This is a genomic window from Azospirillum sp. TSO22-1 (assembly GCF_003116015.1).
Lineage (GTDB): Bacteria > Pseudomonadota > Alphaproteobacteria > Azospirillales > Azospirillaceae > Azospirillum.
The window spans coordinates 1-24,986 of record NZ_LGQZ01000006.1 but is presented as its reverse complement, the minus strand read 5'-3'; the positions used below and the strand labels follow the sequence as shown (position 1 = coordinate 24,986).

Annotated in this window: 20 protein-coding genes; 13 read left to right on the top strand and 7 right to left on the bottom strand. The window is 71.3% G+C overall.

What is annotated here, in order from left to right; all coding sequences use genetic code 11:
- Nucleotides 1-228 precede the first annotated feature (228 nt).
- The 3 genes from TSO221_RS01660 to TSO221_RS01650 all read left to right on the top strand — a co-directional run bounded on the left by TSO221_RS01660 (nt 229) and on the right by TSO221_RS01650 (nt 3,894).
- A complete protein-coding gene (locus tag TSO221_RS01660; protein WP_109116746.1) occupies nt 229-1,761 on the top strand; it encodes a DegQ family serine endoprotease in 1,533 nt (510 codons plus the stop codon).
- Between the two features lie 76 nt (nt 1,762-1,837).
- Nucleotides 1,838-2,515: a response regulator transcription factor gene (locus tag TSO221_RS01655; protein ID WP_109116779.1), complete on the top strand. Its 678-nt coding sequence runs from the start codon at nt 1,838-1,840 to the stop codon at nt 2,513-2,515.
- Nucleotides 2,516-2,517: 2 nt separating this feature from the next.
- A complete protein-coding gene (locus TSO221_RS01650; RefSeq protein ID WP_247877880.1) occupies nt 2,518-3,894 on the top strand; it encodes a HAMP domain-containing sensor histidine kinase in 1,377 nt (458 codons plus the stop codon).
- Between the two features lie 146 nt (nt 3,895-4,040).
- Here the strand turns inward: TSO221_RS01650 and TSO221_RS01645 are convergent, their stop codons facing one another.
- Genes TSO221_RS01645 through TSO221_RS01625 form a run of 5 tightly spaced genes read right to left on the bottom strand, consistent with a single transcriptional unit; the run spans nt 4,041 to nt 8,483 of the window.
- Nucleotides 4,041-4,991, bottom strand: coding sequence for an aldo/keto reductase (locus TSO221_RS01645; protein ID WP_109116745.1), 951 nt, complete (start codon nt 4,989-4,991; stop codon nt 4,041-4,043).
- Between the two features lie 30 nt (nt 4,992-5,021).
- The gene (mbfA, locus tag TSO221_RS01640; protein ID WP_109116744.1) at nt 5,022-5,978 is read right to left on the bottom strand and encodes an iron exporter MbfA; all 957 of its coding nucleotides are present in this window, start codon (nt 5,976-5,978) and stop codon (nt 5,022-5,024) included.
- A gap of 34 nt (nt 5,979-6,012) precedes the next feature.
- Entirely contained in the window at nt 6,013-6,582 is a 570-nt protein-coding gene (locus TSO221_RS01635; protein ID WP_109116743.1) for an NADPH-dependent FMN reductase, read from the bottom strand.
- A gap of 60 nt (nt 6,583-6,642) precedes the next feature.
- Nucleotides 6,643-7,554, bottom strand: coding sequence for a hypothetical protein (locus tag TSO221_RS01630; RefSeq protein ID WP_109116742.1), 912 nt, complete (start codon nt 7,552-7,554; stop codon nt 6,643-6,645).
- Nucleotides 7,551-8,483 (bottom strand): DUF2061 domain-containing protein, encoded by a 933-nt coding sequence (locus tag TSO221_RS01625; protein WP_146208672.1) that lies wholly within the window; start codon nt 8,481-8,483, stop codon nt 7,551-7,553. The genes TSO221_RS01630 and TSO221_RS01625 overlap by 4 nt, the downstream gene beginning before the upstream one ends.
- Nucleotides 8,484-8,652: 169 nt before the next feature.
- On the opposite strand from TSO221_RS01625, the gene TSO221_RS01620 reads away from it, so the two are divergent.
- Nucleotides 8,653-9,177 (top strand): SRPBCC family protein, encoded by a 525-nt coding sequence (locus TSO221_RS01620; RefSeq protein WP_109116740.1) that lies wholly within the window; start codon nt 8,653-8,655, stop codon nt 9,175-9,177.
- Nucleotide 9,178: 1 nt separating this feature from the next.
- A complete protein-coding gene (locus tag TSO221_RS01615) occupies nt 9,179-10,114 on the top strand; it encodes a YncE family protein (RefSeq protein ID WP_109116739.1) in 936 nt (311 codons plus the stop codon).
- A 1-nt stretch (nt 10,115) separates the two neighbouring features.
- On the opposite strand, the gene TSO221_RS01610 is transcribed toward TSO221_RS01615, so the two are convergent.
- Nucleotides 10,116-10,895, bottom strand: a complete 780-nt coding sequence (locus TSO221_RS01610; RefSeq protein ID WP_109116738.1) for an SDR family oxidoreductase — start codon at nt 10,893-10,895, stop codon at nt 10,116-10,118.
- A gap of 108 nt (nt 10,896-11,003) precedes the next feature.
- On the opposite strand from TSO221_RS01610, the gene TSO221_RS01605 reads away from it, so the two are divergent.
- On the top strand, nt 11,004-11,954 hold the full coding sequence (locus TSO221_RS01605) for a GlxA family transcriptional regulator (RefSeq protein ID WP_109116737.1): 951 nt from the start codon (nt 11,004-11,006) through the stop codon (nt 11,952-11,954).
- A 249-nt stretch (nt 11,955-12,203) separates the two neighbouring features.
- Nucleotides 12,204-12,950 carry a beta-ketoacyl-ACP reductase gene (locus TSO221_RS01600; RefSeq protein WP_348770245.1) on the top strand — a complete coding sequence of 249 codons (747 nt, stop codon included), beginning with the start codon at nt 12,204-12,206 and terminating at the stop codon, nt 12,948-12,950.
- A 76-nt stretch (nt 12,951-13,026) separates the two neighbouring features.
- Here TSO221_RS01600 and TSO221_RS01595 read toward each other — a convergent pair whose 3' ends face one another.
- Entirely contained in the window at nt 13,027-13,509 is a 483-nt protein-coding gene (locus TSO221_RS01595) for an Lrp/AsnC family transcriptional regulator (protein ID WP_109116735.1), read from the bottom strand.
- A 136-nt stretch (nt 13,510-13,645) separates the two neighbouring features.
- Here TSO221_RS01595 and TSO221_RS01590 point away from each other — a divergent pair, with 136 nt between their 5' ends.
- From TSO221_RS01590 to TSO221_RS01565, 6 genes are all read left to right on the top strand, one after another.
- Entirely contained in the window at nt 13,646-16,054 is a 2,409-nt protein-coding gene (locus TSO221_RS01590; protein ID WP_109116734.1) for a transketolase, read from the top strand.
- Nucleotides 16,055-16,846: 792 nt separating this feature from the next.
- Nucleotides 16,847-18,538 (top strand): type I secretion system permease/ATPase, encoded by a 1,692-nt coding sequence (locus tag TSO221_RS01585; protein ID WP_247877879.1) that lies wholly within the window; start codon nt 16,847-16,849, stop codon nt 18,536-18,538.
- A 29-nt stretch (nt 18,539-18,567) separates the two neighbouring features.
- Nucleotides 18,568-19,905, top strand: coding sequence for an HlyD family type I secretion periplasmic adaptor subunit (locus TSO221_RS01580; protein WP_158283965.1), 1,338 nt, complete (start codon nt 18,568-18,570; stop codon nt 19,903-19,905).
- Nucleotides 19,906-20,143: 238 nt separating this feature from the next.
- Nucleotides 20,144-21,631: a matrixin family metalloprotease gene (locus TSO221_RS01575; RefSeq protein ID WP_158283964.1), complete on the top strand. Its 1,488-nt coding sequence runs from the start codon at nt 20,144-20,146 to the stop codon at nt 21,629-21,631.
- A 43-nt stretch (nt 21,632-21,674) separates the two neighbouring features.
- On the top strand, nt 21,675-23,273 hold the full coding sequence (locus tag TSO221_RS01570; RefSeq protein WP_109116730.1) for a calcium-binding protein: 1,599 nt from the start codon (nt 21,675-21,677) through the stop codon (nt 23,271-23,273).
- A 55-nt stretch (nt 23,274-23,328) separates the two neighbouring features.
- Complete coding sequence (locus TSO221_RS01565) at nt 23,329-24,945, top strand: calcium-binding protein (protein ID WP_109116729.1); 1,617 nt, start codon at nt 23,329-23,331, stop codon at nt 24,943-24,945.
- Nucleotides 24,946-24,986: the final 41 nt, after the last annotated feature.

Below are 24,986 nucleotides of genomic sequence, written 5' to 3'. Positions count from 1 at the left end.
GGCTTCCGCGGGACGGGCATGAACGCCTTGCCGTGATCGGGTCGGCGTGACGGTGGATACGTATGGCCTTCGGTGAGGGCTTCGCATGCCGACGAGCGTTTGTCCGGACGAAGCCGCGCGCATGAAATTCATTTCATCCGGCCGCAAGGCGGCTGTCAGGGCGGGTCCGGTACTCCTCACCGTCGGAAGGCGGGCTCCGCCCCGCGACGCTTCGAAGGAGATCTTGCCATGACCACGGCCCCCCACACCGACCGCGGCGCGCCGAAGCGCCGGCTGCGCCATGCGGTCGCCGCCGTCCTGCTGGGCACGACCATGCTGGCGGGAACGGCGGTGGTTTCCATCCCGCCGCACGCCGTCGCGGCGCCCATCGAGGCGCAGGGCCAGAGCCTGAGCCCGTTGCAGAGCTTAGCGCCGCTCGCCGAGCGGGTCTCGCCGGCGGTCGTCACCATCTCCGCCTCCCACCCGGCCAAGGGCGAGGGCGAGGGTGCAGCGATGCGGCGTCTGCCGTTCCCGCCGGGCTCGCCGTTCGAGGAGTTCTTCCGCCAGTTCGGCCAGCCGGATCAGGACCAGCAGGACGAGGACGGGCCGCCGGCGCGCGGAGCCACCTCGCTGGGCTCGGGCTTCATCATCGACGGCGCCGGCTACGTGGTGACCAACAACCACGTCATCGACGGCGGCAAGGACATCACGGTCACGTTGAACGACGGCAGCGAGCTGCCGGCCACCCTGGTCGGGCGCGACGCCAAGACCGACCTGGCGCTGCTCAAGGTCAAGGCGGACAAGGACCTGCCGCACCTGGCGTTCGGCGACAGCGACGGCACCCGCGTCGGCGACTGGGTGGTGGCGATCGGCAATCCGTTCGGGCTGGGCGGCACGGTGACCGCCGGCGTCGTCTCGGCGCGCGGTCGCAACATCAACGCCGGCCCGTACGACGACTTCATCCAGACCGACGCCGCCATCAACCGCGGCAACTCGGGCGGGCCGATGTTCAACATGAACGGCGAGGTGATCGGCATCAACACGGCGATCTATTCACCCTCCGGCGGCTCGGTCGGCATCGGCTTCGCCATCCCGTCGAACATCGCCAGGCACGTGGTCGCCGACCTGAAGGCGCATGGGTCGGTGGAGCGCGGCTGGCTCGGCGTGCGCATCCAGCCGGTGACGCCGGACCTCGCCGAGAGTCTCGGCCTCGACAAGGCGCACGGCGCCCTGGTCGCCGAGGTGACGCCGGACAGCCCGGCGGCCAAGGCCGGCCTCCGCCAAGGCGACGTGGTGACCGGCTTCGACGGCAAGCCGATCGACAGCGCCCGCGACCTCTCCCGCCGCGTCGCCGACACCACGGCCGGCAGCGAGGCGACGATCGACGTGCTGCGCAAGGGCAAGCCGACGACGCTCGCCACCCGGATCGAGAAGCAGGCGGACGAGCAACGCGTGGCCGCCGCCGACCCGGGCCAGGAGCCGGCGGCGCACCCGGCGCTGCAAGGGCTGAAGCTCGCCGCGCTGACCCCGGAGCTGCGCACGCAACTCGGCCTGGAGCGCGGGACGAAGGGCGTGGTGGTGCTGGGCGTATCGAAGGCGGGCGCGCTGCCGGTGAAGCCCGGCGACCTGATCCAGGCGGTCGGCGACGAGCCGGTCGCCACTCCCGCCGAACTGGCCCGCAAGGTCGCCGAGGCCGGCAAGGAGGGCCGGAAGGCGGTGCTGCTGCTGGTCAACCGCCAGGGCACCGAGAGCTTCGTGGCGCTGAAGTTGGTTCACGCGTGAACCGTTCAACAGCCCCTCTCCCGGCAAGGGGGGAGGGGCTTTCCTTCGAGCCCGCCCGGAGCGTAGCATGACCCCCATGAAGGTTCTGGTCATCGAGGACGACCGCACGGCCGCCGCCTACCTCGCCAAGGGGCTGAAAGAGGCCGGGCACGTGGTGGACGTCGCCAACGACGGGCGCGAGGGGCTGTTCCTCGCGGGCTCGGAGCATTACGACGTGATGGTGGTCGACCGGATGCTGCCCGGCCGCGACGGGCTGTCGCTGGTCGAGGTGCTGCGCGCCGCCGGCAACGACACGCCGGTGCTGTTCCTCTCCGCGCTGGGCAGCGTCGAGGACCGGGTCAAGGGATTGCGCTCGGGCGGCGACGACTACCTGACCAAGCCCTTCGCCTTCTCCGAGCTTCTGGCCCGCATCGAGGTGCTGGCGCGCCGCCGCAGCGCCGCCCAGCCGCAGACGAAGCTGGCCGTCGGCGATCTGGAGATGGACCTGCTGACCCGCACCGTGACGCGCGCCGGGCGGGAGATCGACCTGCTGCCGCGCGAGTTCACGCTGCTGGAGTACCTGATGCGCAACGCCGGCAGCGTGGTGACCCGCACCATGATGCTGGAGAATGTCTGGGACTACCACTTCGACCCGCAGACCAACGTGATCGACGTGCACATCGCCCGGCTGCGCCAGAAGATCGACAGGGACTTTCCCACGCCGCTGATCCACACGGTGCGCGGCGCCGGCTACAGCCTGCGCGCGGCGGGCTGAGCGTGTCCGTGCCGCGGCTGCTGCGCACCACCACCTTCCGCGTGGCGCTGCTGTACCTGTGCCTGTTCCTCGGCTCGGTCGGGGTGGTGCTGGGGGTGGTCTACCGGTCCACCGCCGGCTTCGTCGAGCGCGAGCTGAACGACGCCATCGCCGAGGACGTCGGCGCGCTGCGCGACCGCTTCGAGCGCTACGGCCTGTCCGGGCTGGTCGACGAGGTGCGCCATCGCAGCGCCGACCCGCACACCAACTCCTTCTACCTGGTGGCCACGCCGGCCGGCGTGTTGCTGGCCGGCAACCTGTCGGGCTGGCCGTCCGCCACGCCGGACGACCAGGGCTGGCTGCACTTCAAGGTGTCGGAGACCGGCGGCCCGGCCGGCAACCCGGCGACGGCGCAGGCGGTGGTGTTCGCGCTCCCCGGCAACCTGCGCCTGCTGGTCGGCCGCGACATGACCGAGCTGGACCTCGTCGCCAAGCAAATCATCGGCTCGCTGGGCTGGATCGCCGCGGTGGTGGCGGCGCTCGGCGTTTCCGGCGGCGTGCTGCTCAGCCGCAGCGTGTTGACCCGGATCGAGGGGATCAACCGCACCACCCGCCGCATCATGGACGGCGACCTGTCGGAGCGGGTGGCGCGCAGCTGCAACGGCGACGAGATCGACCGCCTCGCCGGCAACCTGAACGCCATGCTGGACCGCATCGAGGCGCTGATGGCCGGTATGCGGCAGGTCACCGAGAACATCGCGCACGACCTGCGCACGCCGCTCAGCCGCCTGCGCTCGCGCATCGAGCTGGTGCTGCTGCACCCGGAGGAGGACGCCGAGGCCTACCGCGCCGCCCTTCAGGACGCGCTGGTGGAGGCCGACCGGCTGCTCGCCACCTTCAAGGCGCTGCTGTCCATCGCGCAGGTCGAGGCGCACGCCCAGCGCGACGACTTCCGCCCCGTCGACCTCGCCGCGATGGCGGAATCCGCTGCCGAACTGTACGAACCGCTGGCCGAGGAGAAGGGGCTGGCCTTCGCCGTGGAGATCCGCGCCCGTCCGTCAGTAGCGGGCAACGCGCAGCTGCTGGCGCAGGCGGTGGCCAATCTGCTGGACAACGCGGTGAAGTACACGCCGGAGGGTGGGCGGGTGGTGCTGAGCGTCGAGGCCGAGGGGCCGGAGGCCCGCGTCACCATCGCCGACAGCGGCCCCGGCATCCCGGCGGACATGCGCGAGGCGGTGCGCCAGCGCTTCGTCCGCCTCGACGCCGCCCGCGCCACGCCGGGCAACGGCCTGGGCCTCAGCCTCGTCGAGGCGGTCGCCCGCCTGCACCGCGCCCAGCTGCGGCTGGAGGACAACGCGCCCGGATTGCGGGCGAGCCTAGTGCTGCCGACGGGGGCGTAGGATGGCGACGACGTTCTTGTGCGACCCCCACCCCATCCCTCCCCCGCTGGGCGGGGGAGGGGGCATTGCGACCACCTTCCCGCAAAACAGCGGAGTTCCCTCCCCCGTCCAGCGGGGGAGGGTTAGGGTGGGGGTTCGGTCTCTCCCTACGCGCTGGCCGCGTCCAAACGCTCCACATCCTCCGCGTCCAGCCGCAGATGCGCCGCTGAGATCAGGTCCTCGAGTTGGTCGGGCGTGGTGGCGCTGGCGATGGGCGCCGTCAGCCCCGGCCGCGCCATCAGCCACGCCAGCGCCACCTGCGCCGGCGCCGCCGCATGCCGCGCCGCCACCGCGTCGAGCGCCGCGAGGATCGCCTGCCCGCGCGGGTTCAGGTACTTGGCGACCACCCCCTGGCCGCGGGCGCTCTTGCCGGCGTCGGCCACCGAGCGGTACTTGCCGCTGAGGAAGCCGCTGGCCAGCGAGAAGTAGGAGATCGCGCCCAGCCCATGCTCCCGGCACAGCCCCTCCAGTTCCGCCTCGTAGCCGGCGCGGTCGTAGAGGTTGTATTCGGGTTGCAGCGTCTCGTAGCGCGGCAGATCCTCGCGGGCGCTGACCGCCAGCGCGTCCCGCAGCCGTGGGGCCGCGATGTTGGAGGCGCCGATGGCCTGCACCTTGCCGGCGGCGATCAGATCCTGGAAGGCGCCCAGCGTGTCCTCGAACGGCACGGTCGGGTCGTCCACGTGCGCTTGGTAGAGGTCGATGCGGTCGGTCTGCAGGCGGCGCAGCGACTCGTCCACCGCCGTGCGGATGTAGGCGGGCGACAGGCCCTTGCGGTCCGGCGCCAGCTCCCAGCCGACCTTGGTGGCGATCACCACGCGGTCGCGGGTGCCGCGCGCCTTCAGCCAGGAGCCGATGATCGTCTCCGACTCGCCGCCGTGGTTGCCGGGCACCCAGGCCGAGTAGACGTCCGCCGTGTCGATGAAATTGAACCCGGCCCCGACGAAGGCGTCGAGCAGCCGGTGCGAGGTCGCCTCATTGGCGGTCCAACCGAACACGTTGCCGCCGAAGCAGAGCGGGGCCACCGTCAGTCCGGACCGGCCGAGCGGGCGCTGTTCCATGGCGTGTGTTCTCCTTTGCGAGCGAGGGGGCTACGAACTGCCGATGGCGATGCCGGCGCCGAACACCAGCAGGCCGCCGACCACCACCTGGAAGGCGGCGGCGAGCAGCGGCGTGTCCATGTAGCGGTTGCGGATCCAGGCGATGGCCGCCAGTTCCAGCACTACGACGCCGGCCGCCACCGCCGTTGCCGTCCAGAAGTCGCGGATCAGGTAGGGCAGGGCGTGCCCCAGGCCGCCCACCGCCGTCATCACCCCGCTCGCCACGCCGCGCAGCCACGGGCTGCCGCGTCCGGTCAGCGAGCCGTCGTCGGACAGCGCCTCGGCGAAGCCCATGCTGATGCCGGCGCCGACCGCCGAGGCGAGGCCGACCAGGAACGTCTCCCACGTGTCGTGGGTGGCGAAGGCGGCGGCGAACAGCGGCGCCAGCGTCGACACCGAGCCGTCCATCAGCCCGGCCAGCCCCGGCTGCACGAACTGCAGGACGAACAGCCGGCGCTCCGCCTCGCCCTCCTTCTGGATGGCCTGCGGGGTGATGCGGGCCTCCAGCCGCTCGGCCGCCGCTTCGTGCCGCCGCTCCTCGGCGGCGAGGTCGCCGAGGAGCTGGCGCACCGCCACGTCCTGCGAGCGCCGCGCGGCGCGGGCGTAGAAGCGCTTGGTCTCCGCCTCCATCAGCTCGGCCTGGGCGCGCACCTTGTCGAGGCCGAGCGGGCGCGACAGCCACACCGGCTTGCGCTGCACGAAGCCCTTCACGTCCTGCCGGCGGATCAGCGGGATGTGGTCGCCGAACCGCGACCGGTAGAGGTCGAGCAGGCGGTGCCGGTGCCCGCTCTCCTCCGTCGCCATGGCGCGGAACATGGCGGCGGTGTCGGGATAGCTCTCGTGCAGGGCGGCGGCGAAGTCGTCGTAGATGCGCTCGTCCTCCTCCTCCAGCGAGATGGCCAGCGCCAGCAGCTCCCGCTCGGTCAGGTCGGAGAAGTTGAGGCTCATGGCGTCCTCGCGTCGGTGGTGCCCGTGCGCGAATCTACACCGCGCCGGCCGCGCGCAGCATGCGGATTTCGGCCAGCAGGTCGTCGATGGCGGCCAGGGCGAAGCTGATCGCCGCCGCGTCGGTCAGGCGGCCGTCCTTGATCTTCTCGTGCACGCTGGCGATCACCACCTGCGGCCGGGCGATGACGCGGCCCATCATGCCGGCCAGCGTCTCGCGCATCTCGTGCTGGGCGCGCACACCGCCGGTGAAGGCGGGCGACGCGGTCATGATGAGGATCGCCTTGCCCTTGACCGGCGCCTGCATGGCTGGCCGCGAGGCCCAATCCAGCGCGTTCTTCAGCACGCCCGACATGCCGTAATTGTACTCCGGCGAGATGACGACCAGCCCGTCGGCCGCCGCTATCGCCTTGCGCAGGGCGACGGCGGAGTCCGGCGTGTTCTCGGCGTCCAGATCCGGGTCGTAGGGCGGAATGTCGTGCAGCGGGAAAAGGTCGAGCGACGCCTTGCCGCCCAGGCCTTCGCCCAACGTCTGCAGCACCGCCGTGCAGTAGGAGTTGCGGCGGATGCTGCCGGAAATGCCGAGGAGGCGGACGGATTCGGTCATGGCGGGGCTCCTGCGGAAGACGGGGACACAGCCCAAGCAACCGGCGGGAGCCTGTATCCGTCACGTCCCCGCGCGCTCCTCGCCGATCCCCGGCAGGTCGAGTTGCCGCTGCGGCGGCGCGCCGTAGTGGTCCCAGGCCAGCTCGTGCGCCAGATAGACCCACGGGCCGGTCAGCGTCGCCCAGGCCGACAGCAGCGCCGCGGTCATGACGTTGCCGATGACGAGGACGTTGGTGGTGAAGTCCAGCGTCGTGATGATCCCGCGGAAGGTCAGCGTCTTCCACACCGCGCGCGGCAGGCCGCCGCCCGGCGGCTCGGCCGCGGGGGCGGGGATGGTCAGCGTGTCCAGCGGCGGCAGCGCCGCCGTGCCGTCGAGTTGATCAAGCTGGTTGAGCTTGCCGCGCTCCACCCGCTCCCACGCGCCCTCGGTCCAGCCGTCGAAGCCCGGCGGCAGCGGCGCGCCGGCGTCGAGCGGTGTGGCGTAGCGGACCTGCACCGCGGCGACCGGGTCGCTGACCCGGACGGCGGCCTCGCCCCAGCGTTCCGGCACCGTCCAGCCCTGGGCGCCGGCGAAGGCCTGCGCCGCCGCCCAGGCCGGGTCGACCGCCATGCCCGTGCCCTCGACCACCGCGGCCCAGGCGCAGGAGCCGTCGTGGTCGGAGGCGTAGCGGACCCGCGCGAAGGGCAGGTCGCCGCGCCCGCACGCCGGGGCGGTGCCCCAGCCGGCGGCGTCGCTGTCGGCGCGGTTCGCCTGCACCAGCAGCGCTCCGGTGACGCGTCCGCCCCGCACCTGCAGCAGCGCCACGCTGGCCACCCCGGCCACCGGCTCACCGGCCCCGGCGGGCACCCAGGGGCCGACGGGCAGCGGCACCTGCTTGCCCTCGACGACGATGCGGTCGCGCAGTTCCGCCGGCTGCGCCGTGGCGGCGAGCGGCGCCAGCAGCGCGGCGGCGAGCGGGAGGAGGCGCCTCATGGCGTCTTCTCCGCGATGCGGGTGGCGTCGAGCGGCCACGGCGTCTCCTCGCCCAGCCCGGGCAGCGCGGTGCGCAGGCCTGCCGGCGCGCCGTAGTGCTCCCAGGCCAGCTCGTGGCCCAGGTAGACCCACGGTCCGATGACGATCGGGAAGGCCGACAGCGTCGCCGCCGTCGCCACGCTGCCGCTGGCGATCAGGTTGGCGGTGAAGTCGAGCGAGGTGGCGATGACGCGGAAGGTGAGGGTCTTCCACACTGCCCGCGGCAGCGACCAGCCGTCCGCCTCCGGCGTCGGCGCCGCGGCCGCCGGTTCGGGAAGGCCGCGCAGCGCCGGCAGCGGCGCGGCGGCGTCCAGGTGGTTGCGCAGGCCGTGCTCCACCGCGGTCCAGGCGGGCTCCGCCCACGCCGCCAGCGCCGCCGGGCCGGGGCTGCCCGCCGGGTCAAGCGCCGCGGCGTAGCGGACCTGCACCGCCGCCAGCGGCTGCGCCACCCGCACGGCGACCACGCCCCACGCCGCGGGAACCGTCCAGCCCTGCGCCGCCGCGAAGCGCCGCGCCTCCGGCCACGCCGCGTCCACCAGTTCGGCCGTGGCGTGGCCGGCGACATGCGCGACGTAGGCGCAGGACAGGTCGTGGTCCGACTTGTAGCGGGTCCTGGCGAAGGGCAGGTCGTGGCGCTCGCAGTGCGGCGGCTCGCCCCATTTCGGCCGCGCGTCCCGCCGGCTGGCCTGCACCAGCACCGCCCCGGCCACCCGCGCGCCGTGCGGGTGCAGCAGGACCACGCTGACCATGTCCGGCTCCTCGGTGCGGGCGGCGGGGATCCAGTCACCGTCCGGCAGCGGCACCTGCTTGCCCTCCAGCGCGAACACGCCGCGCTGCACCGCCTGCGCGGCGACCGGCGGCGCGGCCAGGAGCAGGAGGGCCGCCAACAAGGGACCGAACCGTCGCACCGCACCGCTCTCCCATGTCCGCCGGACCGCTCTTCAAGCTAGAGGGGAGCCGTCCGCCGGGCAAGCGCCGGCGCGGCTTGTCCGTAAGTTGAATTGTCGGCCCTCCACGCCGATGCACAATGGCAGGGCTTTGGGCAGGGGAGGATGAGCGATGGTCCATCGGGTGTTGCTGGCCGTGCTTCTGGTGTTCACCGCGTCCGCCGCCGACGCGCACGGCCCGACGCGCCAGAAGGTCACCAGGACCGTCGTGCTGGCCGCACCCCCGGCCGTCGTCTGGGCCCTGGTGAAGGACTTCGGCAACATGGGCTGGCATCCCGCCATCGCGAAGACGGTGGCGGAGGGCGGCAACGCCGTCGGCGTCACGCGCACGCTGGAACTGCAGGGCGGCGGTGCCATCAAGGAGGCGCTGGAGAAGTACCAGGACGACGCGATGAGCTATTCCTACCGCATCACCGACGTCAGCATCGATGTGCTGCCGGTGGCCAACTACAGTTCGACCATCACGGTGAAGCCGGAGGGCGACGGTTCCGTGGTGGAGTGGCGTGGCGCCTTCTACCGCGGCTACATGAACAACGACCCGCCGGAGAAGTACAACGACGCGGCGGCGGTGAAGGCGGTGTCGGCGGTGTACGAGGGCGGCCTCGCCAACCTCAAGGCGCTGGCCGAGAAGAAGTAGCGTGCGCGCCGCGGCGCTCCTGCTGCTGCTGGCCGCCGCCCCGGCGGCGGCGCAGACGGCGTGGATCACCAACCAGTCGGACGGGACGGTGTCGGTGCTGGACACGGCGCGCCAGGCCGTCGTCGCCACCCTGCCGGCGGGCAGCCGGCCGGCCGGTGTCGCCGCCGCGGCGGACGGCCGGCACGCCTTCGTCACCAGCCCCGACGACCGCCGGGTCTACCGGATCGGCGCGTCGGGCGGCACCGCGCTCGACCGCGCGGTCGGCGATTCGCCGCTGGGCATCGACGTGGATCCTAGTGGAGGGCGCGTCTACGTCGCCGACTGGTACGGCCGCCGCCTGTTCGTGCTGGATCCGGACAGCCTCGGCACGCTGGCCGTGGTGCCGGTGGGCGCGACGCCGGCCGGCGTGACGGTGGCGGCGCGCCGCGGCCTCGTGCTGGTGGCGCAGCGCGACGAGGATTCCGTCGCCCTGGTCGATGCCGCCGCCAACCGCGTGGCCGCGTCGGTCGCTGTGGGCGCCCATCCCTTCGGCATCGGCGTCGATCCCGCCGAGGCGCTGGCCTACGTCGCGAACGTGATGAGCGACGACGTCTCGGTGATCGACCTCGACACGCGGCGCGAGGTGGCGCGGGTGCCGGTCGGCAGGACGCCCTACGCCGTCGCCGTGACAGCGGACGGGCGGCGCGCGTTCGTCACCAACCAGCATGACGGCACCGTCTCGGTCATCGACACCGCGCGACGCGCCGTGACCGCCACCATCCCGGTCGGCGAGTACCCGGAGGGCATCGCCGTGCACCCCGACGGTCGCCGGGTGTTCGTTGCCAACTGGTTCAGCAACGAGGTGTGCGTCATCGACGCCGACGGCCTCCAGGTCACCGCCCGCATCCCGACCGGCGACGGCAGCCGCGCCTTCGGCCGCTTCATCGCGCCGCGGTGACTCAGGCCGCGCGGTAGCGCGGCGCGGCGTGGGCCTGGATCAGGTTCGGCAGCATCGCCTGCCGCGCCGCGTCGTACGCCGCCCACTGCCCGGCCTCCGGCAGCGGCGGGATGGTGACCGTCTCGCGCCGGTCGAAGCCGACCAGGGCGGCGTCCACCAGTTCGCCGGTGTCCATGGCGGCGGGAAGCGCGTCCACGTCCCGTCCCGCCTTTTCCCAGATCTCGGTCCGCGTCGCCGAGGGCAGCACCGCCTGCACGTAGACGCCCTTCGGCCCGAGTTCCAGGTGCAGCCCCTGGCTGAGGAACAGCACGAAGGCCTTGGTGGCGCCGTAGACGCTCATCCCCAACTCCGGCGCGAAGCCGACGACGGACGCCACGTTGATAATGGCGCCCGTGCCGGCCGCGGCGAAGCGCGGCGCCACCGCGGCGGCCAGCCGGGTCGGCGCGGTGGCGTTCAGGGCGATGAGGTTGCCCATCTGCTCGGCGCCCTGGTCGAGGAAGCCGCCGGGCAGCGCAGCGCCGGCGTTGTTGACCAGCAGGCCGATGCGCGCGTCGCCGCGCAGCCGCTCCTCGACCGGCTCCAGGTCGGCCGGCGCGGTGAGGTCGGCGCGGATCGTCTCGACCGCGACGCCGGCCTCCCGGCGCAGCCGCGCCGCCAGGGCGTCCAGCCGGGAGACGTCGCGCGCCGCCAGGACGAGGTCGTGGCCGCGCCGCGCGAGGCGGTCGGCGTAGACCGCGCCGATGCCCGACGACGCGCCGGTGACGAGGGCGGTGGTGCTCATCTCTGTCCTCTTTCGATGCAGGGTTTGTTGGGGACGGAGCCTAATGCCCTTGCCATCTGGCGCAAATGTCGTATATGCCACCTTTCAGGACATAGTCGGAGAAACGCCATGCACCGCGTCGGACTGGTCGTGCTGCCCGGCTTCCAGATGATGAGCTTCGCCGCGCTCTCGGTGTTCGAGTTCGCCAATGTGACCCTCGGACGCCCGGTCTATGAGGTGCGCGTCCTCTCGGAGACGGGAGGGCTGGTGCGGACGTCGCTCGGCATGGCGGTGGACACCGCGCCGTTCGGCGACACGCCGTACGACACCGTTCTGTTCGGCGGCGGGATCGGGCACCTGGAGCCGAGTGACGGGCTGCTCGCCTTCGTGCGGCGGTCGATGGCCGGGGCGCGGCGGGTGGCATCGATCTGCATGGGGGCCTACGTGCTCGCCGCGGCGGGCGTGCTGGACGGGCGCAGGGCGACGACGCACTGGGCCGCGGCGCGCGACCTGCAGGCCCGCTATCCGCGGATCCGGGTGGAGCCGGACCCGATCTTCATCGTCGATGGCCCGGTGTGGACCTCGGCCGGGGCGAGCGCCGGCATCGATCTCGCGCTCGGCATGGTCGACCAGGATTTCGGGCCGGAGGTCTGCCGCGCGGTGGCGCGCAAGCTGGTCGTCTACCACCGCCGCGCCGGCGGGCAGTCGCAACACTCGGCGCTGCTGGAACTCGACGCCAAGTCCGACCGCGTCCAGTCGGCGCTCGACTACGCCAAGCGCAACCTGGACAAGCCGCTCGGCGTCGAGGATCTCGCCGGGGCGGCGCGCCTGAGCCCGCGGCAGTTCAGCCGCGTCTTCCGCGCCGAGACCGGCCAGTCGCCGGCCAAGGCGGTCGAGTCGCTGCGCGTCGAGGCGGCCCGCCTGCTGATGGAGCAGTCCAGCCACCCCATCGAAGTCATCGCGGCGCAAACCGGCTTCGCCGATCGCGAGCGGATGCGGCGCGCCTTCCTCCGCGCCTTCGGCCAGCCGCCGCAGGCCATCCGGCGCCTCGCCCACGGCATCTCCCATGGGGCCGCGTGAGGCGGCGGCGCATTGTTGCATCGCAATGAAAATGCCTTCACCTCTAACGAAGGATTAACTTCTCGCATATGCAATATGACCTTCGTGGATCGAGCGTCGGACTCGGGTATGACCCGCACGATGGCGCGCATCCATGCGAAGGGCGGAACACGGTGCGGCGGCAACGCTCTCCTGACACACCACCTTCTTCGTCTTGCATACAACTTAAAGCCGATTAAGCGTTGGCTTTAACATATCATCAGTGGAGAAATGGTAATGTCTCAGAAGATCGCGCTCGTCACCGGGGCCATGGGCGGCCTCGGCACCGCCATCTGCCAGGCGCTGGCCAAGGACGGCTTCGCCGTTGCCGCCAACTGCCTGCCCAACTACGAGCCGGCCGCGGTGTGGCTGGGCCAGCAGGAGGCCGCCGGCTTCAAGTTCTACATGGTCGAAGGCGACGTGTCCGATTTCGAGAGCTGCAAGGCGATGGTCGCGACGGTCGAGGACCGGCTCGGTCCGGTCGATGTCCTGGTGAACAACGCCGGCATCACCCGCGACAAGTTCTTCCCGAAGATGGACAAGGGGCACTGGGACGCGGTGATCTCCACCAACCTCAGCAGCCTGTTCAACGTCACCCAGCAGGTGTCGGCGAAGATGGCTGAGCGCGGCTGGGGCCGCATCATCAACATCTCGTCGGTGAACGGCGTGAAGGGGCAAGCCGGCCAGACGAACTACTCGGCCGCCAAGGCGGGCGTCATCGGCTTCACCAAGGCGCTCGCCGCCGAACTGGCGGCCAAGGGCGTCACCGTCAACGCGATCGCGCCCGGCTACATTGGCACCGACATGGTCATGGCGATCCGTGAGGACATCCGCCAGGGCATCATCGACTCCGTTCCGATGAAGCGCCTGGGCAAGCCGGAGGAGATCGGCGGCGCCGTGTCGTACCTCGCGTCCGAAATGGCGGGCTACATCACCGGCACGACGCTGAACATCAACGGCGGCCTGCACTATCAATAACGCGCGCCGCGCGTTCGATTCGGGTGTGAAGAACGCCCGCCTTTCCGGCGAAGAGAGCCGGGAAGGCGGGCGTTTCTCATTCCGCCAGATGCCCGAGCGGCAGCGCCGTGCGGTAGCGCACCTGCTTGAGCGCGAAGCTGGAGCGGATGCTGGCGACGCCGGGGATGCGGGTCAGGTGCTCCTTCAGGAAGCGCTCGTAGCTGGCGAGGTCCGGCACCACCACACGCAGCAGGTAGTCGGCGTCGCCGGTCATCAGGTAGCACTCCAGCACCTCCGGCCGGTTCATCACCGCGTTTTCGAAGGCGTCGATGCGCTCCTCGACCTGCCGTTCCAGGCTGACGCTGATGAAGACGTTGACCGGCAGGTCGACCGAGGCTGGGGCGACCAGCGCCACGTAGCCGGTGATCACCCCGGCGTCCTCCAGCGCCTTCACCCGGCGCAGGCACGGCGACGGCGACAGGCCGACGCGTTCGGCCAGTTCGTTGTTGGGCTGGCGGCTGTCCTGCTGGAGCAGCGTCAGGATCTTGCGGTCGACGCGGTCGAGTTTGGCTTTTGGCATCCGATGCCGTTTCTCCGGAAAATTCGCAATCGGATGCTAAACCACGCGCGTTTCCGGCACCACTTCGCAAGCATCTGCCCCGTCACAGATGATAGGCTGGACCAATCATTCCCGGCCTTCCGCGAAAGGGTATCCCATGGCCACGACCGTCCCGCACCACGCCGACCTCGCCTGTCTGCAGGAGCTGGAGCGCAAGGTCCTCTGGCTCGCCTCCTGGACCATCCACCACGCCAACCACGTTCGCCCGAACGTCGACGGGTTGAAGATCGGCGGGCACCAGGCGTCGTCCGCCTCGTTGGCGGCCATCATGACGGCGCTCTACTTCTCCGCCCTGCGGCCGGAGGATCGGGTGGCGGTGAAGCCGCACGCCAGCCCGATCTTCCACGCCATCCAGTACCTGCTGGGCAACCAGACGCGTGAGAAGCTGGAGAACTTCCGCAGCTACAAGGGGGCGCAGTCCTACCCGTCGCGCACCAAGGACATCGACGACGTGGACTTCTCCACCGGCTCGGTCGGGCTGGGTGTGGCGCAGACGCTGTTCGCCTCGCTGGTGCAGGACTACCTGAAGGCCAAGGGGCTGGCCAAGGACCTGCCGGAGGGCCGCATGGTGTCGCTGGTCGGCGACGCCGAGATGGACGAGGGCAATATCTTCGAGGCCCTGCTGGAGGGCTGGAAGCACGGCCTGCGCAACACCTGGTGGATCGTCGACTACAACCGCCAGAGCCTGGACGCGGTGATCCGCGAGGGCCTGTGGGAGCGGTTCGAGAACATCTTCCGCGCCTTCGGCTGGGACGTGGTGATCCTGAAGTACGGCACCCTGATGCGGGAGGCCTTCCGGGAGCCCGGCGGCGAGCGGCTGCGCGACTGGATCGACCGCTGCCCGAACCAGCTCTATTCGGCGCTGACCTATCAGGGCGGGGCCGCGTGGCGGAAGCGGCTGATGGACGAGCTGGGCGACCAGGGTGCGGTGTCGGCGCTGATCGGGCGGCGCAGCGACGCGGAGCTGGCGCGGCTGATGGGCAACCTGGGCGGCCACGACCTGCCGTCGCTGCTCGACGCCTTCGCCGAGGCGCGGACGCACGACCGGCCGGTCTGCTTCATCTGCTACACCATCAAGGGCGCCGGCCTGCCGCTGGCCGGGCACAAGGACAACCACGCCGGCCTGATGACGCCCGCGCAGATGGAGGCGTTCCAAGCCGCCAACGCCGTCCGCCCCGGCCACGAGTGGGACCGGTTCGAGGGCACGGCTCTGCCGGCGGCAACGCTGGAGGCGTTCCTGAAGCGGGTGCCCTTCGCTGCCAGGGGGCGCCGCCGCTACACCGCGCCCGCCGTGGCGGTGCCGGCGGCGCTGCCGGCGCCGGCGCAGAAGAGCATGTCCACCCAGGCGGCCTTCGGCCTGATCCTGAACGAGCTGGGGCGCGAGCGCTCCGACTTCGCCGACCGCATCGTGACGACGGCGCCGGACGTCACCGTCTCCACCAACCTGGGCGCCTGGGTGAACCGGCGTGGGCTGTTCGCCAAGGCGGAGATGGCCGACCTGTTCAAGAAGGAGCGCATCCCCTCCACCTACAGCTGGGAGTTCTCGCCGAAGGGCCAGCACCTGGAGCTGGGCATCGCGGAATCGAACCTGTTCATCCTGCTGTCGGCGCTCGGCCTGTCGCACTCCGTGTTCGGGGAGCGGCTGCTGCCCATCGGCACGGTCTACGACCCGTTCATCATGCGCGGGGCGGACCAGCTGAACTACGCCTGCTACCAGGACGCCCGCTTCCTGCTGGTGGCGACGCCGTCCGGCGTGACGCTGGCGCCGGAGGGCGGGGCGCACCAGTCCATCGCCACGCCGCTGGTCGGCATGGCGCAGGACGGGCTGGCGTACTTCGAACCCGCTTTCGCCGACGAACTGGCCGTGGTCATGCGCTGGGCCTTCGACTACATGCAGCGCGATGGCGAGGGCGCACCCAGCGAGCAGACCTGGCTGCGCGACGAGACCGGCGGCTCGGTCTACCTGCGCCTGTCGTCGCGCACGCTGGAGCAGCCGACCCGCTCCCTTGACGCCGATCTCGAGCGCGACGTCGTGCTCGGCGCCTACTGGCTGCGGCGGCCGGGGCCGAACGCCCAGGTGGTGATCGCCTACACCGGCGCGGTGGCGCCGGAGGCCATCGAGGCGGTGGGCCTGATCGGCGAGGACCGGCGCGATGTCGGGCTGCTGGCCGTCACCTCCGCCGACCGCCTGCACGCGGCGTGGAGCGCCGCGCAGCGCGCCCGCGAACGCGGCCTGACCCACGCGCGCTCGCACGTCGAACGCCTGCTGGGCGGCTTGCCGCCGCACTGCGCGTTGGTGACGGTGGTGGACGGCCATCCGGCGACGCTGGGCTGGCTCGGCTCGGTCGAGGGGCACCGGACGCGGGCGCTGGGCGTGGAGCACTTCGGCCAGACCGGCACCATCGCCGACCTGCACCGCCACTACGGCATCGACGCCCAGGGCATCGCGCGGGCTGCCGAGGCGCTGTCGCCCGGCCGGCCGGTGCGGCACCTGCGCGCCGTGTAGGGAAGAACTATTTGCGCCCATACGGGAGTATGCACTCTTGCATTGTGACAATAGCAGAGTTGCTCAACCATGACTCGACTTCCCGAACCCGCCGGCCGTAGCGTGGTCGGAGGCAGTGACAGGGCTTCGGTGTTCTTCGATGTGCAACGCAATCTGCGGTCCGACGTGCCGGGCGATCACGGCGGTCCGGGGACTCTCCCGCCAGCGGGTCGGATTGGAGACGAGGGAGTATCTGCTGCGCGTGGAACGCCACCTGCTGACGCTGTTGAGCGCCGGACGGGTGGGCGGCCCCGGTGCCCGCGACAGAAGATGTCCCTAATATTCGCGCCGTTTGACTTCAGTCAACGCGACGCCGGCTCGCCGGCGCTATCAAGAGGGTGTCTCAACCCTCCCTGAAGAACACTGGGCCGCTCTCAGCGGCCCTTCTTTTTGGGGACTTGCCCTTACTAGGGAAAGGGGCTTACCCTTCGCGGCGAGGCCAGGGAGGGATAAAGAAGACCGGCCCTCAAGGGGATGCCCCGTGCACGCACACGGGGCATCCTGCTTTCAGCTCCCCCCGGCTCTGTCGATCCCGCGCCCTGACGCGACGGCGCGGGCAAAGCACCGGAAGTGTGAGGCGGCCAACAGTCCGCGGGAGAATCCTCGGGTAGGGTCACGCTGCCGACGCCCAGGCGGGGCCGGCATGCCATTCCCCCTGGAGGCTTTCCGCATGGTCTGCACCCCATCGCTTTCCGCGTCCGCCACCATCCCCCGCGGCAAGGGAACGGCACGATGAGGGGAACTCCATCGGAGATGTGGCGGAACCTGGGATCGTGCCGGGGCGCGTTGCTGGTCGCCGGGCTGCTGAGCGTGTTCGTCAACCTCCTGCAGCTCGCCTCGCCGCTCTACATGATGCAGGTCTACGACCGGGTGCTGAACAGCCGCAGCGAGGGCACGCTGGCGATGCTCACGCTCATCACGCTGGGCATGATGCTGGTGTCCGCCCTGCTGGAGCTGTGCCGCGCGCGGGTGCTGGTGCGCACCGGGGCGATCCTCGACGAGGAGCTGAACGTCCGGCTGTTCGACGCCCAGTTCGAACGGCGGCTGCGCGCGCCCGGCGCCCCCCGGACTCAGCCGTTGCAGGACCTGACCACGCTGCGCCAGTTCCTGACCGGGTCGGGGCTGTTCGCCTTCTTCGACGCGCCGTGGGCGCCGGTCTTCATGGCGGTGCTGTTCCTCTTCCACCCGCTGCTCGGCGGCATCGCGCTCGGCGGCGGGGGCCTGCTGTTCCTGCTGGCGCTTGCCAGCGAGGCCGCCGCCCGCGCGCCGCTGCGTCTGGCGAACGCCGAGGCCGCCGCCGGCCTGCACGCCGCCGAGGTCGCCCTGCGCCACGTCGAGGTGGTGGAGGCCATGGGCATGCTGCCGGGCCTGCGCCGCCGCTGGCAGCGGCGCCACCGCAGCATGCTGGGCTATCAGGCGCAGGCCAGCGACCGCTCCGCCCTGCTCGCCGCCGCCAGCCGCTTCACGCGCATCGCCTTGCAGACGGCGCTGCTCGGCACCGGTGCCTACCTCGCCATCGTCGGCGCGATCACGCCGGGCATGATGATCGGCGCCTCGATCCTCGGCGGCAAGGCGCTGGCGCCGGTGGATGCCGCGGTCGCCGGCTGGAACGGCCTCGTCGGCGCCCGCATGGCGTGGCGCCGGCTGGCGGAGCTGCTGGAGGCGGCGCCGCCAGCCCCGGCGCGCATGGCGCTTCCCGCCCCCACCGGCCGCATCGCGTTCGAGGGCGTGGCGGCCGTGCCGCCGGGCGCCACGGTGCCGACGGTGCGGGCCCTGTCCTTCACCATCGCGCCGGGCGAGGCGGTGGGCATCGTCGGCCCCAGCGCCGCCGGCAAGTCGACGCTGGCCCGGCTGCTGGTCGGCGTGTGGCACCCCCGCGCCGGCACGGTGCGCCTGGACGGCGCCGACGTGGCGGCGTGGCCGCGCGCGGCGCTCGGGCCGCACGTCGGCTACCTGCCGCAGGACGTGGCGCTGCTGGACGGCACCGTCGCCGAGACCATCGCCCGCTTCGGCGACGTGGATCCTGGCGCGGTGGTGGCGGCGGCACGCCGGGCCGGCGTGCACGACATGATCCTGCGCCTGCCGCAGGGCTACGACACCCTGGTCGGCGATGGCGGTGCCGCGCTGTCCGGCGGGCAGCGGCAGCGCCTGGGGCTGGCGCGGGCGCTCTACGGCGACCCGGCGCTGCTGGTCCTGGACGAGCCGAACGCGAACCTGGACGAGGAGGGGGAGGCGGCGCTGCTCGCCGCCATCGCCGCGCAGAAGGCCGCCGGCCAGACCCTCGTCGTCGTCACCCACCGGCCGAGCGTCCTGACGGCCATGGACACGGTGATGGTGATGCGCGACGGCATGATCGCGCTGCACGGCCCGCGCGCCGAGGTGCTGGCCAAGGTGACGCGCCCCGTCGCCGCCCGCCCACCGCTGGCTGCGGCCTGCCCGGCATGACCCGCAACCGATCGGACTGGAGAGGATCCATGGAACGCTTCCCAATGGGGGCTGTCGCCCTCGACCGGCCGGCGCCGCCGGTGCCGGCCAGTGTGCGCGGGCCAGCGTTGGCCGGGCTGCTGGTCATCGCCACCGCCTTCGGCGGCTTCGGCGGCTGGGCGGCGCTGGCGCCGCTGAACAGCGCCGTCGTCGCCCAGGGCACGGTGACCGTCAGCGGCAGCCGCCGCGATGTGCAGCACCTGGAGGGCGGCATCGTCCGCGACCTGCTGGTGCGCGACGGCGACGTGGTGGCGGCCGGCGACGTGCTGCTGCGCCTGGACTCGTCCCGCGCCGCCGCCAGCCTGGGCGTGCTGCGCGCGCAGCTCGACGCCGATCTGGCGCAGGAGGCCCGTCTGCTCGCCGAGCGCGGGCAGCGCGACGAGCCGGCCTTCCCCGACGAACTGCTGGCCCGCGCCGAGGATTCCGGGGTGGCCGGCATCCTCGCCGGGCAGCGGCTGTTGATGGAGACGCGGCGGCAGGCGCGCGACGGGCAGGTGTCGATCCTGCGCCAGCGCGTTGCGCAGTACCAGGAGCAGATCGGCGGCCTGAACAGCCAGATCCTGGAGAAGCGGCGGCAGCTCGCCCTGCTCGGCGAGGAGTTGGCTGACAAGCGCTTCCTGTTCGGCAAGGGCTATTCGCCGAAGGCGCAGGTCCTGGCGCTGGAGCGCGAATCGGCGCGCCTGAACGGCGAGAACGGCGAGCACGGCGGCGATATCGCCCGCGCCCGGCAGGCGATCGGCGAGGCCGAATTGCAGGTCCTCCAGGTCTCCCGCACCTTCCAGGACGAGGTGGCGCAGGAGCTGCGCAAGGTGCAGGTGGAGATCGCCGACCTGCGCGAGCGCTTCGCCGCGACCGGGGACATGGTGCGCCGGCTGGACGTGCGGGCGCCGGTGGCGGGCACGGTGGTCGGGCTGACCGCCCACACCGAGGGCGGCGTCATCGCCCCCGGCTCGGTGGTGATGCAGATCGTGCCGCAGCACGAGCCGCTGGTAGTCGAGGCGCAGGTGGCGCCCAACGACGTCGGCCACCTGCACCCGGGCCAGGAGGCCGGCGTGCGCTTCCCCGCCTTCGCCGGCCGCACCACGCCGCCGGTCTTCGGCAGCGTCGAGCAGGTCTCCGCCGACCGTATGGTGGACCAGCGCAGCGGGCTTCCCTACTACCTCGTGCGCGTCACCGTGCCCGATGGCGAGCTGAAGCGGCTTGAGGACCGGAAGGTCATCGCCGGCATGGCCGCCGACGTGATGATGACCACCGGCGAGCGCACGGCGCTGCACTACCTGGTGTCGCCCCTGCTGGACATCCTGGAGAAGTCCATGCGGGAGCGGTGAGGGGGAGGGCTCCGCTCCCCGGACAGGACCGATCCGCCGGCCGCCTCCGCGCAAGCGGAGGCGGCACCGGCGGGTTTTGTCTTTTGCGTTTATTTGCGCATAGCGCTCCTGCCTTTAACGTCAACTGTGGATGACTGCAAAAATGTGGCCCAGCTCACAGTTGGGTGGCCGTGAAGCCCCTATTGTCGGGAGTCTTGGACAAGCCCTGCACAGCCCCGGATCGGATAGGAGACTTCCCATGGCCCTGAACGCACTTTGCAGCACGCAGGTCGCCACCGGCGACAACGTCTACGTCAAGTCCCTGCTCAACGGGGGCTGGCGGTGGGACACCTTCAACCAGACCGGCGACACCAACATCGTCCGCTGGGACATCGACGGCGCCGGCTGGACCCCCGACCAGGTCGCCGCGCTGCGGGCGGCGGCCGAGCAGTCGTTCCACGCGTGGTCCGACGTCGCGCACATCGAGTTCCAGCACGCGCCCAACGCCGGCAGCGCCGAGATCCTGCTCCACATCGCCCACTCCAGGGACATCGCGAATTACGGCGGCTATGCCGGCACACCGGGGGAGGCGACGGCGCAGCACTCCGTCCCAGGCAACAGCGCGCTGGCGCTGACCGACGTCGGGCGCGCCCACGTCTACGTCGCCATCGACGGGACCGGCGGGGCCAACGTGCCGATCTGGAGCACCAGCGGCGGCAAACCGGTCATCTCCGAGTCCGGATGCGAGCTGATCACCCACGAGATCGGCCACGCCATCGGTCTGGCGCACCCGCACGACAAGGGCTCGCAGGGGCAGTCGGAGCTGTTCCCCGGCGTCGACGGCAAGACGCCGGCCGGCGCGTCCACCCCCATCCAGAACGACCTGGGCGACAACGCGCTCAACCAGAAGCTCTACACGATCATGTCCTACAACGAGGCGCAATCGCCGGTGTCGAGCCCGGCCGGCGGCCCGCAGGGCGGCGCGCTGACCACGCCGATGGCCTTCGACATCGCCGCGAGCCAGAAGATCTACGGCGCCAACACCGACCACCAGGGCGGCAACGACACCTACGTCCTGCCGGAGCCCGGCTCGGCGGCCGGCGCGACGTGGCAGTGCATCTGGGACACCGGCGGGCACGACCGCATCATCTACGAGGGCACGGCCAACGCCGTCATCGACCTGCGGCCGGCGACGCTCGACAATTCGCCGACCGGCGGCGGCATGGCCTCCTACACGTGGCGGTCGACCTCCACCGACCTGCAGTTCGGCCGCGGCGGCACCATCGCCGCGGATGTCACCAACGTCCTGCCCGACGAGGGCGGCGTCACCGGTGTCGTCATCGAGGACGCCTGGGGCGGCGCCGGCAGCGATTCGATCTGGGGCAGCGCCGGCGACAACCTGCTGCACGGCGGCGACGGCAACGACGTGCTGTACGGGTTGGAGGGCAACGACATCTTCAACGGCGACCCCGGGAACGACGTGATGGACGGCGGCCTGGGCAACGACAAGTTCGTCTTCGAGCTGAATTTCGGCGCCGACCACATCGACTCCTTCGACGCCGACCCGACCGACGGCCAGGACCTGCTGGACATCGCCGAGACCGGGGTGACCGAGGCCAGCTTCAGCGCCGAGGTGGGGATCACCCAGACCGGGAGCGACACCGAGATCCACATCGGCGGCAACATGATCACGCTGGTCGGGGTGGACGCCCAGACGATCGACCAGAGCGACTTCGTGTTCGTGTGATCCCGACGCATCCCCCGCGCCACCCCAGCACATGGAGGCTTCCATGGCCGCGACCTTCACCGTCAACAACTGGACCGTCACCACCCTGGGCGCGGAGAGCGCCGACCCGGTCGTCAACGTCACCGGCACATCCGGCAGCGTCAGGCTGTCGCCGTCGTTCGTAGACTCCGCGCCTGTCACCTACGTGTTCCAGGACAATCTGCCGAACGACATCGTGTCGAACGACCTGCGCTTCGACCTGGACCTCAGGGTCCGCAACGCGTCGGACTTCGCCGTCAACCAGCTGACGGTCGACACCCTGACCATGCCGCCGACGACCTACATCGTGAACGACGTCGGGGCGCTGCACCCGACGCTGGCGCATTTCCACCCGGCGGCGGCGCCGACGCCCGGCACCTATTTCGACCACGCCGGCTACAAGACCGGCACCAGCGAGAACACCGGCACCAACCTCAACGGCGCCAACCACGTGTACCTGACCGGCACCCAGGCGGGCTGGGACGAGAACACCGGCTGGGGCGCGGCCAAGGTGCACCATTGGGACGGCCAGTTCGCGCTGATCACCACGCCGGTGCCGATCGGCGACTTCGGCGGCATGTTCGACGGGCTGAAGGGCGGCCAGCACTTCACCTGGAAGTCGGCATGGTATGCCAAGACGGACGGTGAGTCCTACACCGGCGAGACCTTCGAGGATCTCGCTTACGGGCAGGCCGGCAACAACCTGATGGCCGGCGGCTACGGCCGCGACGGGCTGGTCGGCGGCGAGGGCAACGACACCCTCAACGGCGAGCAGGACGCCGACTTCCTGTGGGGCCAGACCGGGGACGACAGCCTCAACGGCGGTGTCGGCAAGGACTGGCTGGACGGCGGGGCCGGCAACGACACGCTCAACGGCGACTACGACGGCGACTGGATGGCCGGCGGGCCCGGCGACGATCTCTACTATGTCAACGACGCCGCCGACGCGGTCCAGGAGTTCATCGGCGGCGGCTACGACCGCGTGATCGTCAGCACCCTCTACTACAGCATGTCGAACGGGGTGGAGGAGGCGACGCTCGAGCACTCGGCCGGCCGCGACGTGTCCGGCAACGAGTACGACAACGTCATCAACGGCAACGGCTTCAACAACACGTTCTACGCCCTGTCGGGCAACGACCGGATGCTCGGCGAGGACGGGGCGGACTGGATGGAGGGCGGCTTCGGCAACGACGCGCTGGTGGGCGGCCCCGGCGACGACACGCTGGACGGCGGCGACGACGCTGACACGCTGGAGGGCGGTTCCGGCAGGGACCAGCTCACCGGCGGGCTCGGCACCGACCAGCTGAGCGGCCACGAGGACGCCGACCGCTTCGTCTTCCTCCGCGCCGACGAGATCGGCAAGGGGCTGGAGGGCGACACCATCGCCGACTTCTTGCAGGCTCAGGGCGACACCATCGAACTGAAGGGCATCGACGCGAACACCGCGAACGTCGAGGACGACGCCTTCACCTACATCGGCGAGCAGGCGTTCGGCGGCGTCGCCGGGCAGCTGCGCCTGGTCGATGGCACCCTCCAGGGCGACGTCGACGGCGACAGTGCCGCCGATTTCGACCTGCACCTGGTCGGGGTGTCCTCGCTGGCGGAGGCGGACCTGATCCTGTGACCGGACCGCCCGTCCGCACACCCCCACACCGCGCCAACCCCACAGGAGGCCACGCATGACGACCTCGACCTTCACGCTGAAGGACTGGACGGTTTACGCCCTGTCCGGCGAGACCGCCCCGGCCAGCTTCGACGCGGCGAGCAACACGCTGACGCTGTCGCCATCGCTCACCGACACGGCGCCCATCGTCTACCAGTTCTACGACAACCACTTCGACATCGGCAAAACCACGGCCGAGGTGCAGAACGACCTGCGCTTCGACATGAAGCTGAACCTCGCCAACGACGGCCGCTCGGCCTTCTCCGACTTCATCGTCGATGCGGTGACGATGCCGCCGGTGAACATCGTCGGCAACGACGGTCACCCGACGCTGGCGCACTTCCACCCCTCGGCGATCACCACGCCGGGCAGCCTGACGCAGTCCAACGCCTACCGGCTCGAAATGGAATCGAGCTACGCGACCACGAAGCCGAACCTGCACGGCGCCACCCGCGCGCACCTGTTCGGCGACCTCGTGGAGCCCGGCGAGACGGCGAACTGGACCGCCGCCAAGGTGCACCACTGGGACGGCGTCTTCTCGCTGGTGATCACCCCCATCACCTCGGCCACCTACTACGCGCCGTACGGCGACGCCGGCAACCGCCTGCAGGGGTTGAGCACCACCAATCCGGCCAGCGGCTCGCAGGTCGCCTACGAGAACGTGGTGAACCAGCACTACTCGCCCGACGTCATCGGCACCGCGCGCAGCGACCTGCTCGTCGGCGCCGACGGCGACAGCAGCATCACCGGCGGCGACGGGCGCGACACGGCGCTCGGGCGCGACGGCAACGACACGCTCGCGGGCGGGAACGACGGCGACTTCCTGTACGGTGGGAACGGCACCGACACGGTCCTGGGCGGCGACGGCAACGACGTCGCCGACGGCGGGGCGGACGCCGATTCCCTGGACGGCGGGACGGGCGACGACCTGCTGCTCGGCGGGGCCGGAAACGACACGCTGGTGGACGGCGCCGGCAACGACACGATGGACGGCGGGCTGGATGACGACACCATGGACGGCGGGTTCGGCGACGACGTGATGACCGGCAACTACGGCATCGACCACGTCAACGGCGGCGGCGGCAACGACCAGATCAGGGGCGACATCGGCGACGACCAGATGCAGGCCGGCGACGGCGACGACACGGCGAACGGCGGCGAGGGGGCGGACTGGGTGACCGGCAACGCCGGCAACGACGTGGTCTACGGCGGCTTCGGCATCGACACGCTGAACGGCGCCGACGGCAACGACACGCTCGACGGCGGCCCCGACGCCGACCTGGTGATCGGCGACGGCGGCCTCGACCACCTGACCGGCGGCGAAGGGGCCGACCGCTTCGACTTCAACCGCGTCAGCGACAGCCGCGCCGGTGCCGAGCACGACCTCATCGAGGACTTCGGCATCGGCACCGGCGACCGCTTCGACGTGGCCGGCATCGACGCCAAGTCGGGCAGCGGGGCGGCCAACGACGCCTTCACCTACATCGGCGACGAGGCGTTCCACGGCCGCGCCGGCGAGCTGCGCTACGCTGGCGGGCTCGTGCAGGCGGACGTGAACGGCGACGGGACGGCCGACTTCGAGGTGGAGATCGTCGGCGCCCCGGCGCTGGACGTGGATCACTTCATCCTGTAGCGGCGCGGCGGCCGCCCCCCCCCCCCCCCCCCCGGCCGGGA